Below are 15,058 nucleotides of genomic sequence, written 5' to 3' on the forward strand. Positions count from 1 at the left end.
GATGTCTGTACAGGAAGCGCTGCCGCTGAACGGCGTGACGACCACCTCGTCCGGTCAATATCGCGCCGATCATCTGCTGGTCGCCGAGATGGTGAAGCCCGGCTCGAAGGTGCTCGACGTCGGCTGCGGCGAGGGCGATCTGCTCCAGCTGCTGGAGACGCGCGGCATCGACGGCCGCGGCATCGAGCTGTCGCGCGAGGGCGTCAATCGCTGCGTCGCCAAGGGCCTTGCGGTGGTGCAGGGCGACGCCGACACCGATCTCGTCAATTATCCGGATGACGCCTTCGACTATGTGATCCTGTCGCAGACGCTGCAGGCGACGCGGCAGCCGCGCGTGGTGCTGGAGAATCTGCTGCGCATCGGCCGCCGCGCCATCGTCTCGTTCCCGAATTTCGGTTTCTGGAAGATGCGGCTGCAGCTCCTGGTCGGCGGCCACATGCCGCGCACCGAGAATTTGCCGGCGACATGGTATGACACCGCCAACATCCATTTCTGCACCATCAAGGATTTCGTGCAGCTCTGCGACGAGATCAACGTCAAGATGGAGCGCTCGGTCGCGCTCGATCTCTACGGCCGCCCGGTGCCGCTGAATCTGCCTTGGTGGGTGTGGAACATGTTCGGCGAGCAGGCGGTGTTCTTGCTCAGCCGCGGCGGCGGGAAGTAGTTTTTCTCGCCTGCTGCGGCCTGACCCGTCATCCTGAGGCGCGAGTGGCGCGATGCGAAGCATCGCGCCGGGAGCCTCGAAGGATGAGTGGCCGAGTGTTTCGGCGTGCTCATCTCTCGCTGTGGCGAGAGCGTGGCCGTCGCCCTTCGAGGGCCGCTGAAGAAGCGGCCACCTCAGGGTGACGGAGTTGAGAGCGCGGGGCGTTTCATAGTGCAGACCTAACCGAACCCCGTAGCCCGGATGAAGCGCAGCGCAATCCGGGGCAAGTCGCGCCGCGTTGACAATCCCGGATTACGCTTTCGCTCCATCCGGGCTACGCGACGGAGTATTTGCTGCGCCTGTGCCTAATGCGCCAGCGACCTGGGATCGCGCTCCGGCCATCGTCCGGCTTCGACCAGCGTGACGAAGCGCTCCACGCTCGCGTTGAACAGCGCGGGCTCTTCGAGATTGAGCACGTGGCCCGACTTCGGAAACATCGCCAGCCCCGCCGCAGGCAGATGCTTCTTCAGGAACAGGCTCGGTCCGACGCATAGATCGTCCTCGTCGCCGCAGATGATCAGCGCCGGCGTCGATGCGCGCTTGATCGCATCCGTCATCGTGTAAATCGAGGGGCGGCGGCCCTGGAAGCCGCGCATCGTGCGTGCCGACCCCTTGGCGTCGTGGCGCGCCAGCGCGGCGTAGAAATCGGCGTGGCCGCGGGGATCCTTCACCAGGAAGGGAATCCGGCTCGGCGCCTCGCGCGTGACCTTTGCGACCTCGGCGGAGCCCAGCGTCTCGAACTGCTCGGCATTGGCGCGGCACTGCTTGCGCCAGGCCTCCAGGTTCTCGATCTCCGAGCCGGAGCCGACGCCGGCCAGCGTCATCGACAACGCGCGCTGCGGCGCGTTGAGCCCGATCTGGAGCGAGGAGTAGGCGCCCATCGACAGGCCGACCAGATGCGCGCGCTCAATCCTGAGATGATCGAGCACCGCGAGCGCATCGCTATAGAAATGCGTGTAGCTGTAAACCTCGCCCTCCGGCACGTCCGACGGCGTGTAGCCGCGCGCCGAATAGGTGATGCAGCGGTGGCCGCGCGAGAAGTAACGCATCTGCGGCTCCCAATTGGTGTAGTCGGCCGCGAACTCGTGCAGAAAAATGATCGGCGTTCCCTGACCCGCTTCTTCAAAATAGATGCGGACGTCGTCCCTGGTCGTGGCGTGGGGCATTAACCGTTTCCCTCTCTTCAAGCCGCCTTTGCAGGATTGCAGTTAATGTTGTTGTCCGCAATGCGGCGGCCTCGATCAGTGTCGGCGCAAAATCATCACAGCTATTCGCAGGCAGCCCGCGTCTTTTTCTCGCCACATCGGACGGCTTAACGGCCAGACCGATGTCGGCCGTTGCACGGGCCGATCGGGAAGTGGGGTGTCAACGAAGGATGAAGAATGTTTGAGTTGTTTGCGTCTCGCCTGTCGCGTTGTGTAGTCGCGCTGGCGATCTTCTTCGCGGCGGTTGCCGCGTTCGTTTCTCCGGCCTCAGCGCGGCCGCATCATCGTCATAGCGCAGAGCGGCACGCACACGTGCACCACGCCAGACATCATCATTATCGCCACCATGCACGCAGCTCGCGCTTCGAGCGCAGCGCGACGCAGTTGCGGGCGAGCGGATTCGCCGACACCCAGGCGAGCTATGATCCGAACGCCAACAGCGGCGGCATGGCCAACAACACCATGGCTGCAAGCGGCGGCTTCGGCGGCGGATCGAGCCTTGTGTCCGAGGCGCGCCGCTATGTCGGCGGCAATCCGACCGGGCGCGGCAGCCTGTGGTGCGCGCGCTTCATGAACATGGTGCTGGAGCATACCGGCCATAAGGGCTCAGGCTCCGACATGGCGAGCTCGTTCGCCCGCTACGGCACCCGCGTCTCCGGTCCGCAGGTCGGCGCCATCGCAGTGATGTCGCGCGGTCGCCGCGGCGGTCATGTCGGCATCATCACCGGCATCGATGCACAGGGCAATCCGATCATGATCTCCGGCAACAACGGCAACCGCGTCCGCGAGGCGCCGGTCTCGCGCGGCCGGATCTACGCATATGTGATGCCGAACTAACGACGGAGCCGTAGGGTGGGCAAAGGCGCACTTGCGCCGTGCCCACCATCTCTCTCCGTCGCAGAAATTGCGTGGGCACGCTTCTGCCGTCGCTCTTCGAGCTATGGCGGACAAGTCGCTTTGCCCACCCTACGGTACCGGTGCCGGCTCAAACCAGCTTCGGCTCTTCCACCGCGACCGCATCGCCGACGCCGATCTCGCCACCTTCGATCACCTCGGCATAGATGCCGCAGTCCATGTGGCCGAGATTGCGCGAGAGCGTCGGCGGTATCTCGAGATCGCGCTTGGCCGTCACCGGGTCGACATTGGTGGCCGGGCAGCGGACGATGCGCTTGACCACCTTCAGCCGCGCCGCGCCGATCGCCAGCGTCTGGCCGACGAGATCGAGCTCTGACCAGGCCGGCCAGCCCTTCACGTAGAGATTGGCGCGGAAGCGCAGCGGATGCACGGCGGTCCCGCCCAGCATGGTCTCGATGGCGCGGACGCTGCCGAGATTGATGATGGAGACCACCTTCCGGGCGACGTCGGAGAAGCTGTGATCGCGGCCGGACAGCAGCTTCGGCGGGCCCTTCAGCTCCGGCTGGAAATTTTCCGCGAAGTAGCGCTCGATGGCGGCGCGCCCGACCGCGGTTTCCAGATCGCCGCTGGCGACGGTCTGGCCGTCCTTGCGGATGGTCAGGACATTGGTGGCGTCGTCGAACCGGCTATCGAGCTCGGCAAGCCGCTCATTTCGTGCGAGCATCAGAAACTGGATTTTCGGCTTCCACTCGGGCGCCTCGGGATCGAAGCCGCTCGGGCCATTCTCGATGGCGTAGCGGCGGTCGGCGGGCAGGGTCTGGCCGGTCCGCAAGGGGACGCGGCGCAGGGTCTCCGGCGTCAGGCCCTTGATCGGATAGCGGTAGAGGCCGGTGATTTCGGCAGTCTGGCTAGCTGTCATGCCGCTACTTAAGGGATTCGCCCCGGGCCCGCCAAGCCGGCGGATCAGCGCACGAAATTGTGAACTGGCCTCTTTCGCATCTGCAACCTGCTTCCCACATCTGGCTCAGGCCGGCGGCAACGTCGGCAAAACACGACCGTTACCGGTTGAGAAACGTCAATGCGGTAATCGGAAACCCAATGAAGATGCCGTTTGGGGTGCCTTAGAGGGCCCTGAGGGCAGGCCGAGGGACAGAAAAGATGAATATCGACAAATACACCGAACGCTCCAGGGGCTTCGTCCAGTCCGCGCAGTCGCTCGCGATGCGCGAGGGACACCAGCAGTTCTCCACCCTGCACGTGCTGAAGGTCCTGCTGGACGACAATGAGGGGCTGGCTTCCGGTCTGATCGACCGCGCCGGCGGCAATTCCCGTGCAATTCTGAAGGCGACCGAGGATGCCCTCAGCAAGGTGCCGAAGGTCAGCGGTGGCGGTGCCGGGCAGATCTATCTGGCGCCCGAGCTCGCCCGCACCTTCGACGCGGCTGAGAAGGCCGGTGAGAAGGCCGGCGACAGCTTCGTCACCGTCGAGCGGCTGCTGCTCGGTCTGACGCTGGAAAAGACCAGCGAGGCCGGCACCATCCTCGCCAAGGGCGGCGTCACCCCGCAAAACCTCAATGCGGCGATCGAGGCCCTGCGCAAGGGCCGCACGGCCGACTCGGCCACTGCCGAGAACGCGTACGACGCGCTGAAGAAATATGCCCGCGACCTGACGCAGGCGGCGCGCGACGGCAAGCTCGACCCGGTGATCGGCCGCGACGAGGAAATCCGCCGTACGATCCAGGTGCTGTCGCGCCGGACCAAGAACAATCCCGTCCTGATCGGCGAGCCCGGCGTCGGCAAAACCGCCATCGCGGAAGGGTTGGCGCTGCGCATCGTCAACGGCGACGTGCCCGAGAGCCTGAAGGACAAGAAGCTGCTCTCGCTCGACCTCGGCGCGCTGATCGCGGGCGCGAAGTACCGCGGTGAGTTCGAGGAGCGGTTGAAGGCCGTGCTCCAGGAGGTGACCGCGAGCGAGGGCACCTACGTTCTCTTCATCGACGAGATGCACACCCTGATCGGTGCCGGCAAAGGCGACGGCGCGATGGACGCCTCCAATCTGCTCAAGCCCGCGCTCGCCCGCGGCGAACTGCACTGCATCGGCGCGACCACGCTCGACGAGTATCAGAAGCACGTCGAGAAGGACGCCGCGCTGGCGCGGCGCTTCCAGCCGATCTTCGTCAGCGAGCCTTCGGTCGAGGACACCATCTCGATCCTGCGCGGCCTGAAGGACAAGTACGAGCAGCATCATGGCGTGCGGATCACGGATTCCGCGCTTGTTGCCGCGACGACGCTGTCCAACCGCTACATCACCGACCGCTTCCTGCCCGACAAGGCGATCGACCTGATGGACGAGGCGGCTGCGCGGCTGAAGATGCAGGTCGATTCCAAGCCGGAAGAGCTGGATTCGCTCGACCGCGAGATCATCCGGCTCAAGATCGAGCAGGAAGCTCTCAAGAAGGAAAGCGATCCCGGCTCCAAGTCCCGTCTCGAGGCGCTCCAGAAAGAGCTCGCCGAGCTCGAGGAGAAGTCCGCGGCGCTGACGGCACGCTGGAGTGCGGAGAAGAACAAGCTCTCCAACGCCCAGAAGCTGAAGTCGGAGCTGGACGCCTTGCGCGTCGATCTCGCCGACGCCCAGCGTCGCGGCGAATTCCAGAAGGCCGGCGAGCTGGCCTATGGCCGGATCCCGCAGCTCGAGAAGCAGCTTGCGGATATCGAGGCGCGTGAAGGCTCCGGCGAGATGATGGAGGAGGCGGTCACCGCCAACCACATCGCGCAGGTGGTCTCGCGCTGGACCGGCGTGCCCGTCGACAAGATGCTGGAGGGCGAGAAGGAAAAGCTCCTGAAGATGGAGGAGCAGCTCGGCACCCGCGTCGTCGGCCAGGCCGAGGCCGTGCGCGCGGTCGCAACCGCCGTGCGTCGCTCGCGCGCGGGCTTGCAGGATCCGAACCGCCCCACGGGCTCGTTCATGTTCTTAGGGCCCACCGGCGTCGGCAAGACGGAGCTGACCAAGGCGCTCGCGGAGTATCTGTTCAACGACGAGACCGCGATGGTCCGCCTCGACATGTCCGAATACATGGAGAAGCACTCGGTCTCGCGGCTGATCGGTGCGCCTCCGGGCTATGTCGGTTATGACGAAGGCGGCGCGCTCACCGAGGCAGTGCGGCGCCGGCCCTACCAGGTGGTGCTGTTCGACGAGATCGAGAAGGCGCATCCTGACGTCTTCAACGTCCTGTTGCAGGTGCTCGACGACGGCCGCCTGACCGACGGCCAGGGCCGCACCGTCGATTTCCGCAACACGCTGATCATCATGACCTCGAACCTCGGTTCGGAATTCCTGGTGAACCAGCCGGAGGGCGAGGACACTTCGGCCGTGCGCGAGCAGGTGATGGCAATGGTGCGCGGGCATTTCCGCCCCGAATTCCTCAACCGCGTCGACGAGATCATCCTGTTCCACCGCTTGCAGCGGAGCGAGATGGGCCGGATCGTCGAGATCCAGTTCGCGCGGCTGCAGAGGCTGCTGACCGATCGCAAGATCGTGCTGACGCTCGATGCCGCCGGACGCGACTGGCTCGCCGCCAAGGGCTGGGATCCCGCCTACGGCGCAAGGCCGCTGAAGCGCGTGATCCAGCGTCACGTCCAGGACCCGCTCGCCGAGATGATCCTCGCCGGCGACGTCAGGGACGGCGACACCGTCGCGATCTCGTCCGAAGGGAACGTCCTGACCTTCAACGGCAAGGCGCCGCAGACCGCCGAGATCACCCAGTTCGAGGCGCCGGTGGCGAAGCGGAAGCTGAACTGAAACGCGGGCGGTCGCCGTTAAACATTATCGCCCCGGAGGGATTATCCTCTCCGGGGCGAATTGTTTTTGCCCGGCTTGCCCGCCGGCCGATCGCTATTTCTTCGAGACCTTGTAGATCGCGTTCTCGATGTCGGACGAGAAGTAGATCACGCCCGTCGCCCCGACCGCCACGCCTGTCGGAATGTTGGTCGGCAGCCCGCCGGGTGCGCCCGCGAGGCCGATCGGGAGATTGGCGGCGATCTCGGTGATCTTGCCGCTTTCCGGCGCGATCTCGATCAGCCGCTTGGCGCCGACTTCCGCAACGATCAGCTTGCCGTCGCTGCCGCGCGCAATGCCCTCCGGCATCTTCAGCTCCTTGGCGACCACAGTCTTTTCACCGTTGCTGTCGATCTTCGAGACAGTGCCCGCAAAGGCGTCGGTGACGTAGACCTCGTCGGTCTTGCCACGAACGAGCCCGACCGGGCCCTCGAGGTCGCCGATCAGCGTGGTGCGATCCTTGCCGTGCTCACCGCTCACCTTGACCAGCGACTTGGTGCCGAGCTCGGCGACCAAAATGCTGCCGTCGGCGAGCACGATCGCATCATGCGGCGCCTTGAAGCCATGCAGCATGTCGCGCGTCGCGCCGGTCTTGGCGTCGATCACCTGCACCGTGCCGGTGAACCAGCTCGACAGCACCACGTCGTTGCCCCGCGCCGTCGCGCTCATGGGATATTCGAGCGTGGTGTCGGCGGCGTGCATGCGCGCCTTCTCGGTGACCTCGCCGGTCGCCCCATCCACCGTGCGATAGGCGAACACGTCGGCGAGGTGGATCGTATCCTTGCCGTTCTCCGAGGTGACGCCGATGCCGCCGGGCAAAGCGAGCTTGCCGATGATGATCTGCCTGGCCTGGCCGGTCGCGGGGTCGACCTCCTGGATGCCGTTGTCGGCCATGTTGGAGACGTAGATGCGGTCCTTGTCGTCGATGGCGAGATTGTCCAGTGACGGCTTCAATTGCGCGACCATGGTCTTGGCGCCCGATTTGGGATCGACCCGGACGAGCTGGCCGAGCGCGGTGTCGACCACGAAGAGATTGCCCTTGGAATCGAAGTTCACCGCGGCCGGGACCTTGAAGCCGTCGGCCACGACGGTCAGCTCGGACTTGTCGACGTCGACTTTTGCGACCTGGCCCTTGAACCAGAGCGGACCATAGAGCTTGTCGTCGGGACCGAACTCGAAGCCGTTGAGGCCGCCCATCTTCTCCATGATCTGGCGCGGCGGCTTGACGCCCTCGACGTCGATCTCATAGAGCGTGTCGCCGAGGAAAACGGTGGTGGCGTAGAGCCTGCCGTCCTTGCGGAAGGCGAGCGAGTTGATGCCGGGAAGGCCGCTCGCGAACTTCTTGATCGGGCCGTCGCCCTTGCGCGCATAGAGATCGCCGGTGAGGAATCCGGTCCAGGCCATGGTGCCGTCGGGCGCGAAGGCGATGTCGTCGGCCATTCCGATCGGCGAGGGGATTGCAACCTTGGCGGTACCGCCTGATACATCCACCTCGTAGAGAGCGGCGCCGGCGACGCTGCCGGCGAACAGATGGCCGGCCTTGTCGATGCCGAGCCCATGCACGCCATGGAATGCCGAGCCCTGGACCAGCTTGGTGACCTCCCAAGTCTCGGCCGATACGCTCGTGGTAGCGAAAAGGGCAGCGACGAATGCTGCGCAGGCGAGCCTGTTCTTCATGGCGAGACCTCCCGTTTTTTGGAAAGTATTCGCCCCTGGTGCCGCTTTGGCAAACGAAACTTGACGTTGAGACGCCGCCAAGCGCGCCTCGCGCGAGAACGTCGAATTCGGATCGGATCTTGAGATGTCCGGCCGATGCCGGGCCGGTTGCAATTAGCGGTTGCTGACCTGCAACGGGCCGCCGGTCGCATCCGACATGCGGGCGATGGCGCCGCCGCGGCCGCTCATCATGCCGTCGAGCCGGTCGCGCTCCTTCTCGAAGCCTGCGAGCATCGGGCCCTCGAGCGAACGGCCGCGCGGCAGCTTCACACGCATCGGGTCGACGAAGCGGCCGTTGACCAGGATCTCGTAATGGACGTGCGGGCCGGTCGACAAGCCGGATGAGCCCACGAAGCCGATTACCTGGCCCTGCCGCACCTTCTTGCCGATCTCCATGCCCTTGGCGAACGCGGACATGTGGCCGTAGGCCGTCTCGTAGCCGTTGTTGTGCTTGATGCGGATATATTTGCCGTAGCCGCCTTCGGGGCCGGCCTTCTCGATCACGCCGTTGCCGGACGCGAAAATCGGCGTGCCGTAGGCGGTGGCCCAGTCGACGCCGGTGTGCATCTTCACATAGCCCAGGATCGGGTGGCGGCGGCCGCCGAAGCCGGAGCGCATGATAGCGTTGTTGACGGGCTTTCTGACCAGGAATTTCTTCGCGCTCTTGCCGGTCTCGTCATAGTAGTCGACGACGCCGTCGTCGGGGCTCTGGTAGCGGTAGTATTTCTTGGTCTCGCCGCCGACCGTGAGAGAGGCGAACAGCACGTCGTTCTTCTCCGTCGACGTCACGCCCTCGTCCTCGCCGGCGTAGAACACGTCGAAGGAATCGCCCGGCTGCACCTTGCGCTGGAAATCGACGTCGTAGGAGTAGATCTTGATCATGTCGTCGATGACCGGCATCGGCACTTTGTTGCGCATCGCGGTCTCGTAGATGCTCTGGTAGAGCCGCACGCCGGAGCCGTCGTCATCATCGTCGTCGTCGCTGCTGGCGCTGGCGGCGGCATCGGCGACGGTGTTCATGCTGGAGACGTCGACCGCGACGTATTTGCCGAGATCGGACAGCGCCGCGATCGCCTCGACCATGGTCTCGTTGGCGACGACGACGCGGTAGGGCTGCAGGCGGGCGCCAGGACTCGCCGGTGCCATCAGGATGCGGAGCTTCTCGCCGTCCTTGAGGCCGCCGTCGCGGCCGCGGGGGCCGAGCGTCGCGGTGATCGCCTTGATCTCGTCGGCGTTCGCGCCGAGATCGCGCAGCACCGAGGCGACGCTGTCGCCTTTCTTGACCAGATGGACGCGTTCGCCGTTGGGATTGCCGCCGGTGATCTGCTCCTTGGTCTTGGGCAGCAGCGTGACGTTTTCCGGCACCACGCGCGTCTCGAAGCCGGCATAGGGATCGGAGGGCGAGGCCTCGGCGGCGTAGGCGGTTCTGATGTCGGACGGGCCGGTCGCGCCGGAGACATCGGCTGCGGCATTGGCGAGCGAGGCGTAGCGCACTCCGCCATTGCCGCGCCAGTTGGCGGCATCGCGCACCCGCATCAGGATGTCGTCGAGCGCCACCACCGCGGAAATCTTGGCTTTCGGCAGCACCGGCGACAGGTCCTTGGTGACAAAGGACACTTCGGCGTCGGGCTCGACCGCTTCGGGATTGTTGGGATCGTCGGATGCGGTCTTCGGATCGGAGCCGACATCGGTGAGCAGGCGCTGGGCGTTGAACGGCGGGATCTTCGCCGACAGGTCGCTCGTCGTCATCGACAGATTGCCGGCGATCCGGACGAAGGGGCGCACCCGCATCACGTCGCGGTTGCCAACGCGGGCGACGGTGGAGACGCGCATGATGTTGCGGGACGCGGTGGATTCGCTCGGTGGCGGCAGGCGGTCGCTCTTGTGCAGCGTGGCGGCGCGATCGGCGGCGCCGAATGCACCGCGCAACGCGCCCTCGACCCGCTCCGGCACCTTGGCGAAGGTCATCTCGCCGTCGAGCGATGCGAAAACGGCGCCGCCGATCAGGGCTGCGCCGCAGAGTCCGGTCAAAATTGTCCCGCTGAACCATTGCACCGAGACGCGACGGCGGTCGATTACGGCGGCTTCAGAACCATCGACGGACAGCGGCGGCTCGTGGCCGAGATCGATGATCCCGGTCTCACGCCCGTAAGCGCCGCGTGATGTCCTGTGGTTCAACGCAAGTCCCCCAATCAACGACCCAAGATGCCCGCTTTCGAACCTCGTCCTGGTCGCCCTCTTGAAGGGGGATCGCCGGAAAAGGCAAGCCGCGCAGGCGTCCGTGCTCAGAAGGCCCTCGGGTGGGGCCGGCCGAAATTACGAACAGCTGGACGGGTGAAGCTCTCTCGATGTCTTTCGAATGTCGGAGGAAGGCCGCGTCATCTGCAAGATCGCCTTCCTCTGACCCCATGAAAACCGCCGGCAGCCCCCACTGGCATCCCTGCGATTCAAGCTTGTCTCTTATCAGAACGCCGCGGGATTGTGGCTCAAGTACGGCGCCTGTCATCGAAAAAGTTTCCTGAACGGCCGGAGGGCGGGGGCCTCCCGAGAGGGTGCTGCAAGCTGCTTCCCACCGCGAAGGTACGGTAAGCCGCCCCTCAAGCCCTCCCCAAGTACCCTGTGTCGATCCCGACCCGCGCGCCAATCCACTCGCCAAGCCGTTCCCCATGTGGCTTCCCAGGTGGCTCGCCAGGTCGCTTCCCAGTCCCCACCCACAACCCTTCCCAGGTCGGCTCCGGAGCCCCCTGGGGCCCAAACTTTTTTCAAGTTTTTTCACCGGCCCGACCGGATCGGCGCATCTGCGGTCCTTGTAACCGCCTGGAAACACGTTGTTTTTCGCGACAATCCACCGTGCGACGATTTGTTGACAATGGGCGTTGACAATCCCGAGTGCGGGGGCCTATAACCCGACCACTGAGCGCGGCGCCGCCGGGTCACTGACCAAGGCGAGCGAACGCGCCACTGATGCTCCTCACCTTGTTGAGTGACACAACAGTCGACGTAAGTCGATTGGAGTTCATCCATCGTCGGTAAGGGTGTCGGAACCCTTCCTCTCAGGAAGGTTGGGGCCTCCACGGTCCCGGGCTGTTTGACAAGTGAAGATGAAGAAAGAGAAACGTGGACGGCGGAGTCCTTGCGGGTCTCGCTCCTGAAAAGCTTCGGCTTTTCTGGTCGGGACCGGACGAAAGACTTCGGCGGTACACGTTTCAAAGGAAACACCATCGTTGCCAGCGATGTGAATCGCAGGCAGCACATCGACTTCGGTCGATAATGGTGGGACCTCGTCAAACGTTGTGATCAGCCGGTTCAAAGTTCAAGTCCAACTTGAGAGTTTGATCCTGGCTCAGAGCGAACGCTGGCGGCAGGCTTAACACATGCAAGTCGAGCGGGCGTAGCAATACGTCAGCGGCAGACGGGTGAGTAACGCGTGGGAACGTACCTTTTGGTTCGGAACAACACAGGGAAACTTGTGCTAATACCGGATAAGCCCTTACGGGGAAAGATTTATCGCCGAAAGATCGGCCCGCGTCTGATTAGCTAGTTGGTGAGGTAATGGCTCACCAAGGCGACGATCAGTAGCTGGTCTGAGAGGATGATCAGCCACATTGGGACTGAGACACGGCCCAAACTCCTACGGGAGGCAGCAGTGGGGAATATTGGACAATGGGGGCAACCCTGATCCAGCCATGCCGCGTGAGTGATGAAGGCCCTAGGGTTGTAAAGCTCTTTTGTGCGGGAAGATAATGACGGTACCGCAAGAATAAGCCCCGGCTAACTTCGTGCCAGCAGCCGCGGTAATACGAAGGGGGCTAGCGTTGCTCGGAATCACTGGGCGTAAAGGGTGCGTAGGCGGGTCTTTAAGTCAGGGGTGAAATCCTGGAGCTCAACTCCAGAACTGCCTTTGATACTGAAGATCTTGAGTTCGGGAGAGGTGAGTGGAACTGCGAGTGTAGAGGTGAAATTCGTAGATATTCGCAAGAACACCAGTGGCGAAGGCGGCTCACTGGCCCGATACTGACGCTGAGGCACGAAAGCGTGGGGAGCAAACAGGATTAGATACCCTGGTAGTCCACGCCGTAAACGATGAATGCCAGCCGTTAGTGGGTTTACTCACTAGTGGCGCAGCTAACGCTTTAAGCATTCCGCCTGGGGAGTACGGTCGCAAGATTAAAACTCAAAGGAATTGACGGGGGCCCGCACAAGCGGTGGAGCATGTGGTTTAATTCGACGCAACGCGCAGAACCTTACCAGCCCTTGACATGTCCAGGACCGGTCGCAGAGATGTGACCTTCTCTTCGGAGCCTGGAACACAGGTGCTGCATGGCTGTCGTCAGCTCGTGTCGTGAGATGTTGGGTTAAGTCCCGCAACGAGCGCAACCCCCGTCCTTAGTTGCTACCATTTAGTTGAGCACTCTAAGGAGACTGCCGGTGATAAGCCGCGAGGAAGGTGGGGATGACGTCAAGTCCTCATGGCCCTTACGGGCTGGGCTACACACGTGCTACAATGGCGGTGACAATGGGATGCTAAGGGGCGACCCTTCGCAAATCTCAAAAAGCCGTCTCAGTTCGGATTGGGCTCTGCAACTCGAGCCCATGAAGTTGGAATCGCTAGTAATCGTGGATCAGCACGCCACGGTGAATACGTTCCCGGGCCTTGTACACACCGCCCGTCACACCATGGGAGTTGGTTTTACCTGAAGACGGTGCGCTAACCCGCAAGGGAGGCAGCCGGCCACGGTAGGGTCAGCGACTGGGGTGAAGTCGTAACAAGGTAGCCGTAGGGGAACCTGCGGCTGGATCACCTCCTTTCTAAGGATGATCCTTCAGCGAGCTTCGGCTCACTATCGGATCGTTTTAGAAACATCAGTGGCCAACAATCGTCAGGATTGTTGAGCTGCATTGGCGGGATTTCGCCGTCTTCGTTTCTCTTTCTTCGCGGACGAACACGCGCTGGGGCTGCAAGCTTGCAGAATCCCTGGTCCTTGACTGGATATGCGTTAGGGGCTTGTAGCTCAGTTGGTTAGAGCGCGCGCTTGATAAGCGTGAGGTCGGAAGTTCAAGTCTTCCCAGGCCCACCAGCCTTCGCGCTTCGCTGCTTCGGCTAGGCGAGCCCTTCGATATGAAGGCTGCCGTGCGGTGGCCTTGGCGAAGGCAGGCTAATCAAGCAAGCATTCGTCTTCTGGTTACGGGGCCATAGCTCAGCTGGGAGAGCGCGTGCTTTGCAAGCATGAGGTCGTCGGTTCGATCCCGTCTGGCTCCACCAGATGGTTTGATCATCGACTGATCGTGCACCTACAATCGTCCGCGAAACATCACTTCGCATCTTGCTAGTCTGGATAGACAGCAAGTTGCGTGATTTCTGACATCGTAAAGAGGAGATCGATCCGAGTTGGATCGTGCAGCAAGCAATTGCTACGCGAGACTTCATTATCTCCGGATCATTTCGGCGCTCGTGCGTCTTTCAAGAGTAGCTCACAAGGCTGCGCTGGAAAGACAAGCGAGTTGTAAATGATCCTTTTAGCGAAGCTTGACCGCCTCGCTATCGGAACGATCTTACGAAGCAAGCTGGTCTTTCTAATCATTGTCCGGCTGCAGATAGCGTTCATCGAGGGCGCGTGCCGCAAGGTAATTCTGCAGACAACATTCTGCCGAGTGTGTGGACATTGATAATGAGAGCAATCAAGTGCCTTAAGGGTGTTCGGTGGATGCCTTGGCGCTGAGAGGCGATGAAGGACGTGCTACGCTGCGATAAGCCGTGGGGAGCTGCGAAGAAGCTTTGATCCATGGATTTCCGAATGGGGAAACCCACCTTCGATAGCCGGAACTCCAAGACCTTGTGTCTTGGTGTTCGACCAGAAATGATCGGGACCATGACCGCGAGGTTTTGGATTTCCGGTTATCAAGAGAAGGTATGAGACTTCTGAATACATAGGAGGTTTCAAGCAAACCCAGGGAACTGAAACATCTAAGTACCTGGAGGAAAGGACATCAACAGAGACTCCGTTAGTAGTGGCGAGCGAACGCGGACCAGGCCAGTGATACATCAAAGACAATCGGAACCAGTCAGGAAAGCTGGGCCTCAGAGGGTGATAGCCCCGTACGAGTAATGCGATGATGTATCCACGAGTAAGGCGGGACACGTGAAATCCTGTCTGAACGCGGGGGGACCACCCTCCAAGCCTAAGTACTCCTCAGCGACCGATAGTGAACCAGTACCGTGAGGGAAAGGTGAAAAGCACCCCGACGAGGGGAGTGAAATAGACCTGAAACCGGACACCTACAAACAGATGGAGCCCAAGATACGTTCTGGGTGACATCGTACCTTTTGTATTATGGGCCAGCGACTTAATTTAACGAGCAAGCTTAAGCCGATAGGCGAAGGCGTAGCGAAAGCGAGTCTGAATAGGGCGTCAAGTTCGTTGTATTAGACCCGAAACCTAGTGATCTAGCCATGAGCAGGTTGAAGGTGAGGTAACACTCACTGGAGGACCGAACGGGTGCCTGTTGAAAAAGGCTCCGATGACTTGTGGTTAGGGGTGAAAGGCCAATCAAACTGGGAAATAGCTGGTTCTCCGCGAAAGATATTTAGGTATCGCCTCGGATGAATACCTCAGGGGGTAGAGCACTGGATGGGCTAGGGGGACTTACCGTCTTACCAAACCCAACCAAACTCCGAATACCTGAGAGTACTATCCGGGAGTCACACGGCGGGTGCTAACGTCCGTCGTGGAGAGGGAAACAACCC

The 15,058-nt window shown here is 62.3% G+C and carries 7 protein-coding genes, 2 tRNA genes and 2 rRNA genes (1 of these 11 cut by a window edge); 7 read left to right on the forward strand and 4 right to left on the reverse strand.

All coding sequences use genetic code 11. The features are described 5' to 3' along the window. Position 1: 1 nt before the first annotated feature. Positions 2-664 carry a methionine biosynthesis protein MetW gene (gene metW, locus GGD66_RS15890; protein ID WP_018316242.1) on the forward strand — a complete coding sequence of 221 codons (663 nt, stop codon included), beginning with the start codon at positions 2-4 and terminating at the stop codon, positions 662-664. A 344-nt stretch (positions 665-1,008) separates the two neighbouring features. Here the strand turns inward: metW and GGD66_RS15895 are convergent, their stop codons facing one another. After that, positions 1,009-1,869 (reverse strand): alpha/beta fold hydrolase, encoded by an 861-nt coding sequence (locus GGD66_RS15895; protein ID WP_183258304.1) that lies wholly within the window; start codon positions 1,867-1,869, stop codon positions 1,009-1,011. A 216-nt stretch (positions 1,870-2,085) separates the two neighbouring features. On the opposite strand from GGD66_RS15895, the gene GGD66_RS15900 reads away from it, so the two are divergent. After that, positions 2,086-2,745: a TIGR02594 family protein gene (locus GGD66_RS15900; RefSeq protein WP_183258305.1), complete on the forward strand. Its 660-nt coding sequence runs from the start codon at positions 2,086-2,088 to the stop codon at positions 2,743-2,745. 148 nt (positions 2,746-2,893) lie between these two features. Here the strand turns inward: GGD66_RS15900 and GGD66_RS15905 are convergent, their stop codons facing one another. Further along, complete coding sequence (locus GGD66_RS15905; protein WP_183258306.1) at positions 2,894-3,682, reverse strand: MOSC domain-containing protein; 789 nt, start codon at positions 3,680-3,682, stop codon at positions 2,894-2,896. 239 nt (positions 3,683-3,921) lie between these two features. Here GGD66_RS15905 and clpB point away from each other — a divergent pair, with 239 nt between their 5' ends. Further along, positions 3,922-6,561, forward strand: coding sequence for an ATP-dependent chaperone ClpB (gene clpB / locus GGD66_RS15910; RefSeq protein WP_183258307.1), 2,640 nt, complete (start codon positions 3,922-3,924; stop codon positions 6,559-6,561). A 93-nt stretch (positions 6,562-6,654) separates the two neighbouring features. Here clpB and GGD66_RS15915 read toward each other — a convergent pair whose 3' ends face one another. Beyond that, positions 6,655-8,274 carry an SMP-30/gluconolactonase/LRE family protein gene (locus tag GGD66_RS15915; RefSeq protein WP_183258308.1) on the reverse strand — a complete coding sequence of 540 codons (1,620 nt, stop codon included), beginning with the start codon at positions 8,272-8,274 and terminating at the stop codon, positions 6,655-6,657. A 153-nt stretch (positions 8,275-8,427) separates the two neighbouring features. Beyond that, on the reverse strand, positions 8,428-10,491 hold the full coding sequence (locus tag GGD66_RS15920; RefSeq protein WP_026201632.1) for a M23 family metallopeptidase: 2,064 nt from the start codon (positions 10,489-10,491) through the stop codon (positions 8,428-8,430). A gap of 1,142 nt (positions 10,492-11,633) precedes the next feature. Between GGD66_RS15920 and GGD66_RS15925 the strand changes: the two genes are divergently transcribed. The 4 genes from GGD66_RS15925 to GGD66_RS15940 all read left to right on the forward strand — a co-directional run. Beyond that, positions 11,634-13,122: ribosomal RNA gene (locus GGD66_RS15925) — 16S ribosomal RNA — on the forward strand. A 192-nt stretch (positions 13,123-13,314) separates the two neighbouring features. Next, positions 13,315-13,391 (forward strand) — tRNA-Ile (locus GGD66_RS15930). Positions 13,392-13,500: 109 nt separating this feature from the next. Beyond that, positions 13,501-13,576: transfer RNA gene (locus GGD66_RS15935), tRNA-Ala, on the forward strand. A gap of 414 nt (positions 13,577-13,990) precedes the next feature. Beyond that, positions 13,991-15,058, forward strand: a 23S ribosomal RNA gene (locus GGD66_RS15940) (it continues 1,778 nt past the right edge of the window). The 16S and 23S rRNA genes sit together here with 2 tRNA genes alongside, the layout of an rRNA operon.

Origin of the sequence: Bradyrhizobium sp. CIR48 (assembly GCF_014198315.1) — a bacterium.
Taxonomy (GTDB): Bacteria; Pseudomonadota; Alphaproteobacteria; order Rhizobiales; family Xanthobacteraceae; genus Bradyrhizobium.

Coding starts and splice junctions, on each gene's coding strand:
- metW (WP_018316242.1), top strand. CDS start 2: ATGTCTGTACAGGAAGCGCTGCCGCTGAACGGCGTGACGACCACCTCG.
- GGD66_RS15895 (WP_183258304.1), bottom strand. CDS start 1,869: ATGCCCCACGCCACGACCAGGGACGACGTCCGCATCTATTTTGAAGAA.
- GGD66_RS15900 (WP_183258305.1), top strand. CDS start 2,086: ATGTTTGAGTTGTTTGCGTCTCGCCTGTCGCGTTGTGTAGTCGCGCTG.
- GGD66_RS15905 (WP_183258306.1), bottom strand. CDS start 3,682: ATGACAGCTAGCCAGACTGCCGAAATCACCGGCCTCTACCGCTATCCG.
- clpB (WP_183258307.1), top strand. CDS start 3,922: ATGAATATCGACAAATACACCGAACGCTCCAGGGGCTTCGTCCAGTCC.
- GGD66_RS15915 (WP_183258308.1), bottom strand. CDS start 8,274: ATGAAGAACAGGCTCGCCTGCGCAGCATTCGTCGCTGCCCTTTTCGCT.